This is a genomic window from Flavivirga algicola, assembly GCF_012910715.1.
Classification (GTDB): Bacteria; Bacteroidota; Bacteroidia; order Flavobacteriales; family Flavobacteriaceae; genus Flavivirga; species Flavivirga algicola.
On sequence record NZ_JABBHF010000004.1, the window covers coordinates 203,016 to 218,257 of the forward strand.

The window sequence follows — 15,242 nt, forward strand, 5'->3', positions numbered from 1 at the left end:
TTTACAATCATTAATTTAGAATACCATTATATTTGATAAAAAAGAGATATGATTCGTTGGATTATTTTCCTTGTTATTTTTGGAATTGCAGATGTTTATGCTTTTCAGGCATTTAAGACGGTTTCAAAAAATAGCTGGCTTCAAATACTATATTGGCTTATCACCGTATTGATAATAGGTAATTTTATGTTTCATTATTTCGGTTTTAATAGAAGTGATGGCTTTTCGCATGGACATGCATACGCTTTTGGACTTTTTATAGCCTTATTGGTTCCAAAAATGGTGCTACTGGTCTTTATGTTTGGTGAAGATATTTTTAGAGTGCCCCAGGCTGTTTTTAGATACTTTACCGAGGGTGATACAGCCAAAGGAAATTACTTTGCCTCGAGACGCCAATTTATAAGCAAGCTTGCTTTAGGCGTAGCGGCCATTCCATTGGCTTCAATTATTTATGGCATTTATAAAGGAAAATACAATTATAAAGTACTAAAATATACCCTTCATTTTGAAGATTTGCCTCAGGCTTTCGATGGTTTTAAGCTCACCCAGATTAGTGATATCCATTCTGGGAGTTTTGACAATATGGATAAAGTCAATTATGCGGTCGACTTGATAAATGAGCAGGAAAGTGATGTTATCTTGTTTACTGGGGATATGGTAAACAATAAAGCAGAAGAATTAGTGCCCTATAAAAATGTTTTTGGTAAGTTAAAGGCTAAAGAAGGTCTGTTCTCTGTGCTGGGGAATCATGATTATGGGGATTACGTTCAATGGGAATCTGAAGCAGCAAAAAAACAAAACTTAGAAGACTTAAAGGCCTTGCAAAAAGAAATTGGATTTGATGTTTTGTTGAACGAAAGTCGGTATCTAGAAAAAAATGGTGAGCGTATAGCTTTGATTGGTGTTGAAAATTGGGGGGCTGGTGGCTTTAAAACAGCTGGCGATTTAAAAAAGGCTTCAAACGCTATTGATAAAGATGATTTTAAGATTTTGATGAGCCATGACCCTTCGCATTGGGAAAAAAAAGTGATTCATGATGATTACCACTATCATTTAACACTAAGTGGGCATACCCATGGCATGCAGTTTGGTATTGAAATACCAGGATGGTTTAAATGGAGTCCGGTGAAATGGCGTTATAAATATTGGGCAGGTATTTATGAGGAATTGGGACAATATATAAATGTGAACAGAGGTTTTGGGTATTTAGCATTTCCAGGGCGTGTTGGAATATGGCCGGAAATTACGGTTATAGAACTTAAAAAAGGCTTAAAAAATGCATAGTTGCTAAGAAATGCTATATTTACTATGAAATTTTATATTTTTATACATTGAACATAATGAGCCCTTTTACATCGTTGATGAAAAACAATTAAAAAATTGTAGGTTTGTATAATCATAATTTGACTAATAAACAATAAGATATGTCAAAATTTGGGGAACTTATAGATGTCGAAATTCCTGTTTTGTTAGATTTTTATACAGAATGGAATGACCAATCGACGGCCATGCACCTTGTTTTGAGGGATGTTGCCGCGGCACTGGGAGATAAAGCTAAAGTTATAAAGATCGATGTTGAAAAAAACGAAGAACTTGCTGAAGCTTTAAGGGTAAAAACCCTGCCAACACTTATTATCTATAAAGATGGTGAGATGAAATGGCGTCAAAGTGGTGAACAGGATGCCAATACGCTTATAGGTATTATTCAACAATATGCCTAAGAATTATTGTATAGCTTTAAAAGTATAGCCTTTTTTACTAAAGAATTCTAATACTTTTGGCAAGGCGTATTGCATATTTCTAGAAGCTTTCACACTATCATGGAATACAATAATACTACCACTGGTTGTTTTCTCAATAACGTTGTCTAAACATGTTTCCTGACTAACATTTTTTCCCCAATCGAAAGATAAAATATCCCACATAATTATTTTATAGTTTAATGCAGTTAGTTTTTTTCCTTGTTTAGGGGTTATTTGTCCGTAAGGCGGTCTAAATAGATTAACGATTGTCGATTGCCGATTACCTGTTTCGGAAATCTTATTTGAAATTTCATCATTAATAGTTCTTTGAGCTTCTTCAATATTCTTTAAATAATCTTTCGTTTTTGTTTTCCACCCCTTAACGTGGTTTTGTGTATGGTTCCCTATACTGTGGCCATTATCTAAAATGTTTTGAAAGATTTCTGGATATTTTTTAATATTGTTCCCAATACAGAAAAAGGTCGCCTTGGCATTGTATTCTTTTAACGTGTCTAGTACCCAGTTGGTGATTTTGGGCGTTGGCCCATCATCAAATGTGAGATATATAATTTTATCCGTAGAAGGAAGGTCCCAAATATAATTCGGGAATACTTTTTTTACGGCTAAGGGTGTTTTTATGGGTGTTAAGGTCATAGCCTTATACCAGATTTAATTAACACTATCTGCTTGCAAACCACCACTACTGTCTGTTGCAGGAAAGTCTCTGTCAGCAGGTATTGGAGCTGCTTCCTCTGGTTCCTCTCCATAAAAATGTTTAAAAGATCTCAGGTAGTTATTAAATGTCTCACCTTCAATTTCGGCCAATGCAATGTCGTATTCTACTAAAACATTGATCAACCCTTTATAGCGTTGAATATCTGTATAAATATCTTCAAACAAGCGTTCTTGGTTATCTGTTTTTAAACTACTGTAATAGCTTAAATTTTCTTGATACTTTTTAGCAACATCTTTAAATAAACGCTGGGCTTTTTCTTTGTTGCCAACTTCGTAATAGGCGCTAATATAAGGCTCTAAAAGCGTATAGTACCCAAAATGTTCAACAGGCATATTGGTCATCGCTATATCTGCGATTTCTTCAGCCTTGTCCAGTTTTTCTTCATTAATTAAGGCTTCAATAAGTCTGGCTAAATTACCTCTATAGGTTATGGAGTTTTTACGGGTTTCAACATCATGATAAATTTCTGGACTACCACTGTTACCCCAATCCCATTTTTTAACCTTCTCATACATAAGATCGGTATCTACACGTCCCATGTCAAAAGGATTTGCTCTATCTACAGGGGTTCTTATAGGAACTAGTTTATAGCACATACCATCAAGTTGTAAATAGTCTTTCATCCAGATATAGTCGTCATCGCCAAAACTACCTCCCGTAAAATATATAGGACGTTTCCATTCGTTATTGGCTACGATATCTAGCATAAGTAACCTGTTTTTATAAAGCGCACCACCTTTAATATTTATATCAATATGTGGTACTATTTTATCGGCATCTTCTGGTTTTACAATGCCAGATTTCAAAGCATTTTCCTTGTTTACAGGGATTCTTAAAAATTCTGTAGGTAAATAGGTAGCATTTAAATCTTGATTTCTAACTTTAGAGAGGTCTACATCTTGCTGCTGCAATACATAGCGATATTTTGTTTTAGGATTATCGCTAGCTACAAAATCTAAAAACTGCTTGACTTCTAAAGTATCTTTTATAACAGGTTGTATAACGATATAATCGTTTGTGCCATGTTTGTATAAATCATGCGTTAATTGAGATGGCACCGGGTCGCTTTCGTACGCTTTTCGTTTCATTTGATCTATATACCAATCGGTTTGAAATAAACTGGTATTAACAACACGTACATCGGTTCTGTAGCCTTCAATTTCCTGGGCATACCAAAGTGCAAAAGTATCGTTATCGCCAATGGTAAACAGAATACCGTTTTCGGCACAAGAATCCAGGTACTTTTTTGCCATGGCTTTAGCAGTGTATTTACCAGATCTGTCATGGTCGTCCCAGTTGTTGGCCGCTAAAATACCAGGAACTAATATCAAGCATGCTAAAGTAATTATTGGTGCCGATAATTTTTGCGGGATATATTTTTTTAACACATCAAAAATGGCATATACTCCAAAACCAATCCATAGGGCAAAAACATAAAAAGATCCCACCACCGAGTAGTCGCGTTCACGAGGCTCAAATGGACGTACATTCGTATATACTTGAATCGCGATTCCTGTAAAAAGGAAAAAAACAAGCATGGTCCAAAACAATTTTTTGTCTTTGTTAAATAAAAAGAAAAATCCAAAAATTCCTAAGAGGAATGGCAAAAGAAAATAAGTATTTCGGGCTTTATTGTTTTTAACATCACTTGGTAAATTGTCTTGAGAGAACCCTAATAGCATTTCATCTATAAATTTTATACCAGTAATCCAGTTTCCATGATTATCGTAACGCCCTTGGATATCGTCCTGTCTTCCAGAAAAATTCCACATAAAATAGCGCCAGTACATGTATCCTAATTGATACTCAAACATGTAGGCTATATTGCTTGCCAATGAAGGTTTTTCAATATCAATATAACTTTTAAAGCGCTTAAGGAAATTATTATAATCTTCGTAATCAACCTGGCCTTGCGCAACACTGTTTTTAAAATCTGAAACCGTCTTTCGCAATTGGTTTTCCATTTGGTAATCTGATTTTAGCTTAAAGTTTAAAAAACCAGAAAACATCATGTAATTCTCGGTATGTTCGGGACTCCACATGCGAGGTAAGATAGAGGCATGTTCTGAGTTATAATTTTGTTTTGCATTTTTATAATCGTTTACGATAACATATTCTCCTTTTGTTTCGTCTTTTTCATATTTAGGTTTATCGTCTACATAAGGATTATTTTTATCAAGATAGGCATATTGATCTGTAAACTGAGGCCCATAAAACAAATGCGTTTCTGGATACTGCTCTAAATTATAATAAGCCAGTAATTCTCTGGCACTCGAAGGATTATTTTCATTAATAACCACATTGGCATTGGCGCGAATAGGTAGCATGAGCCACGTAGAAAACCCAATAATAACAAATGTTAAGCAGAGAATACCCGTATTTAAATGTACAAAGTTTTTTTGTTTGGTATAGCGCAAGGCATAATATATAGCAGCTATTAATAATAAACCAGCGATGATAGATCCGGAATTAAAAGGCAATCCGATAGTGTTCACAAAAAAGATTTCGAAGACACTAAATATTTTAAGAATATTTGGTGCTAAAAGTTTAAAAATAAATAATAAAACGGCCACAGAAACAACATTGGCAATAATGAAATTTTTAATCGTAATCGTTTTGTAGTTTTTAAAATAATATATGAGGCCAATAGCGGGAATGGTTAGTAGTCCCATGAAGTGAACACCGAAAGATAGCCCAATAACAAAAGCAATTAAAATGAGCCAACGGTTACCACGGGGTTTGTCCATATCCTGTTCCCAACGTAAACCCAACCAAAATAAGACAGACATGATTAAAGTTGCCATGGCATACACTTCTGTTTCAACAGCATTGAACCAAAAAGAATCTGTAAATGTAAAAGCAAGGCTACCAACAAGGCCGCTTCCTAAAATAGCCATGTATTGATTTTTGCTTAGATCTTCATGGTTGCTACCAATAAGTTTTTTTAGTAACAAGGTAATGGTCCAAAACATAAACAAAATAGTGAAAGCACTGGAAACAGCGCTCATCATGTTCATTACCCAACCAATTTGAGAAGGCTCTAAAGCAAAAATTGAGAAAAAGGCACCAAACATCTGGAATAAAGGCGCTCCAGGCGGGTGTCCAACTTGTAATTTAGATGATGTTAATATGTATTCGCCGGCATCCCAAAAGCTTACAGTAGGTTCGACAGTTAAGGTATAAGTAATGAGCGCTATTAAAAAAGAGAACCAGCCTAAAAGAGTATTCCATTTTTTAAAGTTGAATTGTGCCATATATATAGATGTTTGTTTGCTTTGGCGAATTTAATAATAAATATGAAATGAGACATAACTATTTAGTTAGTCTTAACATATAAAACAAAGGGCTTGAATTAAGTACGAAAAATAATAAATAGCAGCTTGATAAGGTCTCAAATGTTTTTTAAAGAACGTTAAGTATTCAAAATTATTTTAAAAAAATGCTTGTACAAATAAAACTTTGTACTAAATTTGCACCTGCTTTAGCGAGCGGTAGCCGTTAAATTGCACAATGGCCTATGGTGTAACTGGCAACACGTCTGGTTTTGGTCCAGAAGAGTCTAGGTTCGAGCCCTAGTAGGCCAACGTTAATAGTAAATCCTGATCTTGAAAGAGGTCGGGATTTTTTTATGAAATGAGAATTTCTCTGGGGCGAGAAGCTTGTGCAGAGCGTAGCCGAAGTAAGCCCTAGTAGGCCAACGTTAATAGTAAATCCTGATCTTGAAAGAGGTCGGGATTTTTTTATGGAATGAGAATTTCTCTGGGGCGAGAAGCTTGTGCAGAGCGTAGCCGAAGTAAGCCCTAGTAGGCCAACGTTAATGGTAAATCCTGATTTTGAAAGAGGTCGGGATTTTTTGTTTTTAAAATTAGTATGTTATTATGAGGATGCGACTTTTATTAAATCTCTTTTATTGGTTATTTGCAAATTGTCCTAACATATAGCTTTTAAAGTTTTATATAAGTATTAAAAACAAAAAGCGCAAGTCATTACGACCTGCGTTTTGTAGTCTCAAATTAAATTTGCATAAGCTAATGCGGTATTTTTAGAATCATTATTTTTTTTCTGGTATTTGAATATGCGTGTAAAAAGCTTCCTCGTTATCTAAAGAACCGTGCACATGATATTTATAAGCTTTGGCTTCCTCTTCAGAGTTCCATTCAACAATGGCAATTTGTTGAGGTGCATTTCCAGAAGTTAAATCTTCATAGCCACTTACGGGAGCATTGAATAAAATACGACCGCCATGTTTCTTTATTTTTTTCTCTTTAAGTCTTTTTTTGTTCCAAAGCATCGTTATCTCATAAACCTTTCCTTCGTTAAAAGTCAGTGTGGTTTCTTTGTCTACTATAACCACTGGCTGTTTTAATTCTTCCCATACTTTTAAGCGCATAGGTCTGAGTTCAGAATTTGGCAATTCTTTTAAAAATGCGTCTACAGCCTTTTGGTTTGTCCATGTGTAAAGTCCAAAAAAGTTGTTTGGCCTATAACTGCCGGCAACTACTTTGTCTATTGGAAAATTTGCTAAGGGCTTAAAACCGTTTTTTGAAGCTATAGGAAAGACTTTTTGAAAATAACCATTCATGGCTTCTTGGGCTCCTGGTTTTGTAATAGAGGAGATAATTAATAATAATTCGTCCTTTTTAAGGGTTATTTGATGTTGTTTTGCTGACGTTGCTTTTTCCATGTTATTCATTTGATGACTTTTTACCATAGCATTTTGTGCTTTCAAGTTTGCGACACATAGCATAGATATTGATAATACGATTAATTTTAATTGATGCATTTTTCTTTTTTTTAGTTATTGCATCAAAAGTATTGCACCTATAAAACAAGATGAAATTTGTGTTCTAATCAGGAAAAAAAAGTTGTGTACAGGAACGAAGTGTAATTTTTAAGCCGACGGGAAAAGCTCAAGAACATTGGAAACTTTATGCCTAGAAACAGGGATTTCAATAGCATAATCTTTCAAATACAACTTGGTGTTTTTTTTATTTCCAGTAATGGTATAAAGTATATTGGTGTTGATTATGAATGAGTTGTGACATCTATAAAAATGTAGGTAAAAAGTATTATTCATAATTTTGGTAAGGGATGTACGTAATATTTTTTCTTGAACTTTTTTAGCATCGTTTAGATAAACCACTTTGCAGTAAACCCCTTGTGATTCAATAAAAAGTAATTGGCTTGAGGCCATGGCAAATATTTCAGAAGTAGTTGAGTGGACAACAATAACATCGTCAGTGTTTTCGGTAAGCTTAGGCGGTAATATGGGCGGCTTTAATAATTTTAATCGCTTTTTATAAATGTAGAATTTATTACTTTCTCTAAACGCTTTCCATGCGGGGTGCGATAGGGCTCTTATAAAACCCATTTTGTTTTTGTAAAATAGCTCAAATTGCGCTGTACCATTTTTTGTATCGTCGAGTGCAAAATAAACAGCCGAAGCTTCTTTGCTATATTTTCCATCAGTGTCATTTTCAATGAGTATCTCTAACTTGTTTTTCCAGAACTCAAATTTATCCCATTCACCAAGCGCATTATAAACAATAATTTCTATAACAGGAGATAGGACTAAGTCCATTTTACTGTTTTCTACTAATGCTTTTGCTTTGTGGTATTGCTTACTCAAAATATAAGTCCAGATAAGCGCATCATAAGTAGCTTCGGAGTTTGGATGTGTGGCAAGCGTTTTTTTTAAATGGCTTTCGGCTTTTTGATGCTTATTGTGTAATAGAAGTGCAAATCCATAGGTGCTATTAGCTTGTAGGTTGACGGGGTCTGCTTTTAAAACAAAATCTAAAGCCTCTATAGCTTTTTGGTACTTTCCAATAGTTATAAGATAATATGCATAATAATGATGTGCTTTTGTATAAGAGTTATCGATAGCAAATGCACTTTCAAAAGAATAATAGGCTCCTAAAATATCTATGTCGTTCACCAATTTAATTAAGGCTAGAGATAGGTGTGCTTCAATTGAAGTATTGTCTAAAGCTATGGCTTTTATTGCTGCAGCCTTTGCAGCCTTATAGTTTTTTAAGCTATTTTTGGTTACAATTGCTGCCAAAAAAGAAAAACAATGGGATAACCGTACATAGGCTAAAGGGAATTCGGGTTCTAATTCTATAACTTTTTTAAAATGAGCAATAGCACTTTTCACACTGGTTTCATTCCATGAATCCCAATGCTGAATTCCTTTAAGGTAATACGTATAGGCTTTCGGGCTTATTTCTGGTGTGTGCTTGTTCGTGGTGAATTCCAATTCTAAATAATGCACAACTTTTGAAGCCACCGAGTCAATAAGTTGGAAAATGTTATCGGTATGCTCTTCTAGTTTTATGGATAGCACACATGTTGCATCATGTCCATTAACAAGCTGAAAATTAAATCTAATAAGGTTTTTCGTTCTTAAAAAAGAGCCTTCTAAAAAGAAATCTATAGTGATGTCTTTGCCAAATTCACTTTTTATCAATGTCTTGGATTTGGTTGATATGATTCTTAGGTTTTTGTACTGAGAAAGGAGGTGTGTGATTTCTATGGGAATAGAATGACTAAGATAATTATCCTTTTTAGCTTGAGATAAGTTTTTAAAATCTAAGATTAATATGTTTTTCGGCACCTAAAAGTATTGTCTTTTTTAGTAAAAATAATATTTATAAATGCTTCTTTATTTTTTTAAACAGAAGTTTAACTTTTTGTTAAGGAGTCTTTCAGGGATCAAGTTTTTTAAATTAAAGGCCAAGCGAAATTTATCTTTAGTTGTTCTTGTTTTAATACTTAATTAATATTGTTAAACTTATGGTTGCATTAATTTAAAACTGCGGGTTTATAGTTTACATCAAGATAATTATAGGGTAATATTGAAAAAGCGTGTAATTCTTTTATTTACGGGATTAATTAATCCTTATAAATAACATGAAAAAAATTACTCTCATTGCTAGTTTTCTAGCATTAACATTTTCTATGGTTAACGCACAAACATCTCTTCGGCATTTAACCAGTTACGAAACTAATATTGAAGGCTCGGCCGAAACTGTAGCATACGATGCGGCAAACAAAAGGGCGTATTTTACCAATTCATCAGATAACAGCTTTACTATTGTCAATATTGGTGATCCCGAAAATCCTACGTTATTTAAAAAAGTAGGGCTGGTTGCCTATGGAGGTGGGCCAAATTCTATAGCGGTGCATGATAATCTTGTTGCAGTAGCTATTGAGGCAGATACCAAACAAGACCTTGGTAAAGTGGTGTTTTTTGATTTAGCTGGGAACTATTTAAATCAAGTTACAGCAGGAGCGTTACCAGATATGATAACCTTTACGCCAGATGGTACAAAGCTTTTGGTCGCTAATGAAGGAGAACCGTCAGACGATTACACTAACGATCCAGAAGGCACCATCGATGTTATAGATTTAAGCAGCGGTGTGATGTCTGCTACAAAAACCTCCATTAATTTTAATGACTACAACAATAAAAAGGCATCGCTTCAAAATAAAGGTATTCGAATCTTTGGAAACAATGGGGCGGCAAGTGTATCTCAAGATTTAGAGCCAGAATTCATAACAGTTATAGAAGATGGCACAAAAGCTTACGTGAATTGTCAGGAAAACAATGCATTGGTTGTTTTAGATTTAACCAATAACAGCATTTTAGATATTTTGCCTCTTGGCTATAAAAACCACCTGTTGGGAACACCAACGGTTACAAGTTATATAGTGAACGATTTAGTAACTAATTGGCCTGTTCTGGGGGTACCTGTTTATAATGGAGGCCAAGCACCTGTTTCTTTAGGCGGATTTTCGGGTTTGTATTACGATGCGGCAAATTCTACTGATAACGATTATGTTTTTTATGCAGTGCCAGACAGAGGCCCAAATGATGGAGCGGTTAAAAAAGCAAATGTAACGCCTGCGTCTTCTCAAAATTTAAGGCCTTTTAAATTACCAGATTACCAAGGTAGAATTGCAAAATTTACTTTAAACAAAACAACAGGGGAAATTGCTATAAACGATCAAATCTTATTAACCAGAAAGGACGGAACAACACCTATAACCGGTAGAGGCAATATTCCTGGGTTTGATGAGGTTCCTGTAACCTATACAGATGCTTCCACAGCTTATACAAATGTAGATTATATAGATGGGACTTCTAAGGAATACCATGAATTGCCTTATGATGCATATGGTGGGGATTTTGAGGGCGTTCTTATTGATAAAGATGGTAATTTTTGGATGTGTGACGAGTATAGACCGGCACTATATAAATTCAATCCTACGGGGAAATTAATAGAACGTTATGTGCCATCTAAAACATCTATGTTGGGAACAACACCGCAGCCAGCCGGGACTTACGGTGCCGAAACCTTACCAGAGGTTTACTCTAAAAGAAGAGCAAACAGAGGGTTTGAAGCCATTGCTTACGACGATGCGGAGCATATTATATACGGGTTCATTCAATCGCCATTATATAACCCTTCCAGTGCTACTAAAAATAATTCGGATGTTATCAGGATTTTAGGGATCAATGCAGATACAGGAGCTCCCGTTGAGGAGTATGTGTATTTGTTAGAAAGAAATAAAGATGCGGGTTATGCATCATCTAGAGTCGATAAAATAGGAGATGCCGTTTATACGGGAAATGGTAAATTTTTGGTGATAGAAAGAGACTCTGAAGGGCCAACAGTATCTACAGGTAAAAAATATGTTTTCGAGATCGACATTAACTATGCAACAAATATTTTAAATACAAGTTGTGGGGCATCTATAGGGAAAGAATTGGAAGAAATGACAGCAGATGAAATTGCTGCAGAAGGTATTTATCCGGTTCATAAAACGAAGGTTTTTAACTTGCCGTCTATTGGGTACCAGGGGTCTGATAAAGCCGAAGGCATTGCCCTGCTGCCAAATAACGAAATTGCCATTATAAATGATAATGATTTTGGCCTGGCAGGGGCAGGTATTACAGATAATAGTGTTTTGGGTATTGTTTCTTTTGCAAATGATTATGGTTTTGATGCTTCTAATAAAGATGATGCCATCAATATTGCACAACATCCAACGTTGGGAATGTTCATGCCAGATGCTATTGCATCTTATACGGTAGATGGCGTAAATTATATAGTAACAGCTAATGAAGGGGATGCCAGAGATTATGATGGATATTCTGAAGAAGTACGTGTAAAGGATTTAACATTAAACCCGGCATACTATTCAAATGCAGCTACGCTTCAAACCAATGAAAATTTAGGTAGGTTAAAAACAACTACAGCTACGGGCGATTATAATAACGATGGTGCTATCGAGCAAATCTATTCGTATGGAGCCAGATCATTTTCAATTTTTGATGCGTACGGCAACCTGGTATTTGATAGTGCAGACCAATTTGGACAAAAAATAGCTTCAGAAGAACCTACTTTATTTAACGAGGATGAAGGTGATATAGACGACCGATCCGACGATAAAGGCGGAGAACCAGAAGCCGTGGCTATAGGAACTATTAATGGCAAAACATACGCTTTTATTGGTTTAGAAAGGCAAAGTGCCATATTAATGTACGATATCACAAATCCTAAAGATGTAGAATTTATTACCTATTACAAAGGGAATAGAACCTCTGGAGATGTCGCACCAGAAATTATCAAATTTGTTTCTGCTGCTGATAGCCCCAATTCTAAAAACCTGCTTTTAGTTGGTTACGAGGTAAGTGGTACTTTAGGCATTATTCAAATAGATAATTCTGTTTTAAGCGTTAGTGATCTGGTAGCGAAAAACGACTTTAAAATGTATCCTAACCCTTTGATTCATGCAGATTTAAAGTTTAATAAAGCCCTGTCTGGAATTATTTATAACGTTAACGGACAAGAGGTAAAAAGATTTGAAGAAAAAACATCTTTAAAAGTGCCCGAACTAACGTCGGGTATTTACATTATAAAAACCAAAGTACATGGCGTAAAGCGCTTTGTTAAATTATAAATAAAAAATAAAATGTCTGGTTGAGTATAATCGAAAACCAAAAGGTTTTCGATTGTGCTTGAACGGGCAAAAAAATATTTTTTTGCTTTTGTTTATATTTGAACTAGGCCTTCAAAAGTACTAAATCTTAAAAGTAATTACAGGGCGTTTCGCATGGTTTACCAAGTCTTCACTAATACTACCATTAAAGAAATGGGATATGCCTTGTCTTCCATGTGTGCTCATACCAATTAAATCTGCTTTTATAGATTGAGAAAAATTCATAATGCCTTTTTCAATACTAATATCATTATAAATATTCATGCTGTGATTAGGGAAATCAAAAGCTTCAACAAACTTTTTCATTCTGTTTTTCGATTTTGCCGAGGTAATAAATTTATTAGGCGTATTTACCATGAGCAAGTGTATTTTGGCCTTTAATATTTTGGCAAAACCAATTGCTTTTTCATAGGTCGCTTTGCTTTCGTCTTTGAAATCTGATGCAAATACAAAATCTTTAACTTTAAAGGTTTGATGTTCATTTTTTATAACTAAAACAGGTGTTTCAGATGTACGAACTACTTTTTCGGTATTACTACCAATAAGCATTTCTTTTAAACCACTAACCCCATTGGAGCCCATGATGATTAAATCGATATCATGTTTTTTACAAACATGGAAAACACCTTTGAAAATTTCTTGAATTTCAACAGTTTCGTGTATGATCAAGTTTTCTAAATAGTCTTTTCCCTTTAAGGTTTCAAACTGCTTATGTGCTAGTTTCATAAAATAGATAGCTTCAGGTAAGCTACTGGAAGAGCTTAAAGGGTCCACTTCCTGTAACGGAATTTCAAGTATGTGTAATAAATAAATTTCGCAATCGTATTTTTTTGCTAATTGAGCTGCTACTTTTAAAGCATTTTCAGCTTGTATCGAAAAGTCGGTGGGGACAAGTATTTTTTTCATAATATCAGGGGTAAGGCATATCTAAATTTATGAAATATTCCTTTAAAAGTCAATAAAATATTATATATTTGCACCGTTGAAAGGCGAAATTTAAGAAATGAGGGGACGGAAAGTCCCCTCTTTTTATACTAAAAAATGTTTAAAACAACTGTTACAGATTTATTAGAAGCTGCATTAATTGAAAGGCCGGATTTGTTCCTTATCGATTTTTCTATTCAGGGAGATAACCAAATTAAGGTAACTATAGATGGAGATAATGGTGTTTTAGTTGAAGATTGTATGTTTGTTAGCAGGGCTATTGAACATAACCTCGATAGGGAAGAACAAGACTTTTCTTTAGAAGTTATGTCTGCGGGAGCAACATCGCCTTTAATTCACAAAAGGCAGTATAAAAAGAATTTAAATAGAGTACTTCATGTGAAGACGGCTTCCGATAAAATGGAAGGAACTCTTACAGAAGCAACAGATAGTGATATTAAATTAGAGTGGAAAGTTAGGGAGCCAAAACCAATAGGTAAGGGTAAAGTAACTGTAAAAAAACAAGCGAACATCGCTTACGAAAATATTGTAGAAGCAAAAGTTATGATTAAATTTTAATTCAAAAAGAGTTATGGAAAATGTCGCGTTAATTGAATCTTTTTCAGAATTCAAAGACGATAAGCTAATTGACAGAGTTACGTTAATGGCAATTTTAGAAGATGTATTTAGAAGCACTTTAAAAAAGAAGTATGGCGATGATGACAACTTTGATATTATTGTAAATCCTGATAAAGGAGATTTAGAAATATGGAGAAATAGGGTTGTGGTAGCAGATGGAGAGGTTGAAGAACCCAATCAAGAAATTTCTTTATCAGAAGCCCGTAAAATTGAGCCAGATTTTGAAGTAGGAGAAGATGTGTCTGAAGAAGTAAAGCTTATCGATTTAGGGAGAAGAGCTATTTTGGCATTACGTCAAAATTTGATTTCTAAAATCCATGAGCATGACAATACCATAATTTATAAGCAATTTAAAGATTTAATAGGAGAAATTTATACAGCAGAAGTACACCATATTCGTCATAGAGCAGTTATTTTGTTAGACGATGAAGGCAATGAAATAGTGCTGCCAAAAGATAGACAAATACCTTCAGATTTCTTTAGAAAAGGAGATAACGTAAGAGGAGTTATTGATGCTGTTGAGCTCAAAGGTGCAAAACCGACGATTATCATGTCGAGAAGTTCTCCTGTGTTTTTAGAGAAGTTATTTGAACAAGAGATCCCAGAAGTTTTTGATGGTTTAATTACTATCAAAAATGTAGTAAGAATCCCTGGAGAGAAAGCTAAAGTAGCAGTAGACTCTTATGATGATAGAATAGATCCTGTTGGTGCCTGTGTTGGTATGAAGGGCTCTAGAATTCATGGTATTGTTCGTGAATTGGGTAACGAAAATATTGATGTAATTAATTATACTAATAATTTACAATTATATATTACAAGAGCATTAAGCCCGGCAAGAGTTACTTCAATAAAATTGAATGAAGAAGCTAAAAGAGCAGAAGTTATTTTAAAACCAGAAGAAGTAAGTAAAGCGATTGGTAGAGGAGGGCATAATATCCGATTGGCAGGTCAATTAACTGGTTATGAGATTGATGTGTTTAGAGAAGGTGCGGAAGAAGATGTGGAATTAAGAGAGTTTTCCGATGAAATAGAAAGCTGGATTATTGAAGAATTTAGTAAAGCTGGACTAGATACTGCTAAAAGTATTTTAGAGCAAGAAGTAAATGATTTAGTAAAAAGAACAGACTTAGAAGAAGAAACAATTAATGAAGTTATTAGAATTTTGAAAGAAGAATTCGAAGAATAACATATAT

The 15,242-nt window shown here is 34.5% G+C and carries 10 protein-coding genes and 1 tRNA gene; 6 read left to right on the forward strand and 5 right to left on the reverse strand.

Annotation, left to right across the window (positions count from 1 at the left end; translation table 11 throughout):
- The first annotated feature begins 48 nt into the window (after positions 1 to 48).
- Both HHX25_RS08400 and HHX25_RS08405 read left to right on the forward strand, forming a co-directional pair.
- Positions 49 to 1,284, forward strand: a complete 1,236-nt coding sequence (locus HHX25_RS08400; RefSeq protein WP_169672105.1) for a metallophosphoesterase — start codon at positions 49 to 51, stop codon at positions 1,282 to 1,284.
- A gap of 140 nt (positions 1,285 to 1,424) precedes the next feature.
- Positions 1,425 to 1,721: a thioredoxin family protein gene (locus tag HHX25_RS08405; protein ID WP_169672107.1), complete on the forward strand. Its 297-nt coding sequence runs from the start codon at positions 1,425 to 1,427 to the stop codon at positions 1,719 to 1,721.
- A gap of 3 nt (positions 1,722 to 1,724) precedes the next feature.
- Here HHX25_RS08405 and HHX25_RS08410 read toward each other — a convergent pair whose 3' ends face one another.
- On the reverse strand, positions 1,725 to 2,396 hold the full coding sequence (locus HHX25_RS08410) for a polysaccharide deacetylase family protein (RefSeq protein ID WP_169672109.1): 672 nt from the start codon (positions 2,394 to 2,396) through the stop codon (positions 1,725 to 1,727).
- Between the two features lie 15 nt (positions 2,397 to 2,411).
- On the reverse strand, positions 2,412 to 5,732 hold the full coding sequence (locus HHX25_RS08415; RefSeq protein ID WP_169672111.1) for a DUF2723 domain-containing protein: 3,321 nt from the start codon (positions 5,730 to 5,732) through the stop codon (positions 2,412 to 2,414).
- A 257-nt stretch (positions 5,733 to 5,989) separates the two neighbouring features.
- Here HHX25_RS08415 and HHX25_RS08420 point away from each other — a divergent pair.
- Positions 5,990 to 6,062, forward strand: a tRNA-Gln gene (locus tag HHX25_RS08420).
- A 467-nt stretch (positions 6,063 to 6,529) separates the two neighbouring features.
- On the opposite strand, the gene HHX25_RS08425 is transcribed toward HHX25_RS08420, so the two are convergent.
- Together HHX25_RS08425 and HHX25_RS21405 are read right to left on the reverse strand one after the other, a co-directional pair.
- Complete coding sequence (locus HHX25_RS08425; protein ID WP_169672113.1) at positions 6,530 to 7,261, reverse strand: hypothetical protein; 732 nt, start codon at positions 7,259 to 7,261, stop codon at positions 6,530 to 6,532.
- A gap of 108 nt (positions 7,262 to 7,369) precedes the next feature.
- A complete protein-coding gene (locus tag HHX25_RS21405) occupies positions 7,370 to 9,094 on the reverse strand; it encodes a LytTR family transcriptional regulator DNA-binding domain-containing protein (RefSeq protein ID WP_169672115.1) in 1,725 nt (574 codons plus the stop codon).
- 296 nt (positions 9,095 to 9,390) lie between these two features.
- Between HHX25_RS21405 and HHX25_RS08435 the strand changes: the two genes are divergently transcribed.
- Positions 9,391 to 12,447, forward strand: coding sequence for a choice-of-anchor I domain-containing protein (locus HHX25_RS08435; protein ID WP_169672117.1), 3,057 nt, complete (start codon positions 9,391 to 9,393; stop codon positions 12,445 to 12,447).
- A gap of 120 nt (positions 12,448 to 12,567) precedes the next feature.
- On the opposite strand, the gene HHX25_RS08440 is transcribed toward HHX25_RS08435, so the two are convergent.
- The gene (locus HHX25_RS08440; RefSeq protein ID WP_169672118.1) at positions 12,568 to 13,392 is read right to left on the reverse strand and encodes a universal stress protein; all 825 of its coding nucleotides are present in this window, start codon (positions 13,390 to 13,392) and stop codon (positions 12,568 to 12,570) included.
- Positions 13,393 to 13,527: 135 nt separating this feature from the next.
- On the opposite strand from HHX25_RS08440, the gene rimP reads away from it, so the two are divergent.
- Both rimP and nusA read left to right on the forward strand, forming a co-directional pair.
- Positions 13,528 to 13,989: a ribosome assembly cofactor RimP gene (gene rimP / locus HHX25_RS08445; protein WP_169672120.1), complete on the forward strand. Its 462-nt coding sequence runs from the start codon at positions 13,528 to 13,530 to the stop codon at positions 13,987 to 13,989.
- A 13-nt stretch (positions 13,990 to 14,002) separates the two neighbouring features.
- Positions 14,003 to 15,235, forward strand: a complete 1,233-nt coding sequence (gene nusA / locus HHX25_RS08450) for a transcription termination factor NusA (RefSeq protein ID WP_169672122.1) — start codon at positions 14,003 to 14,005, stop codon at positions 15,233 to 15,235.
- Positions 15,236 to 15,242 lie beyond the last annotated feature (7 nt).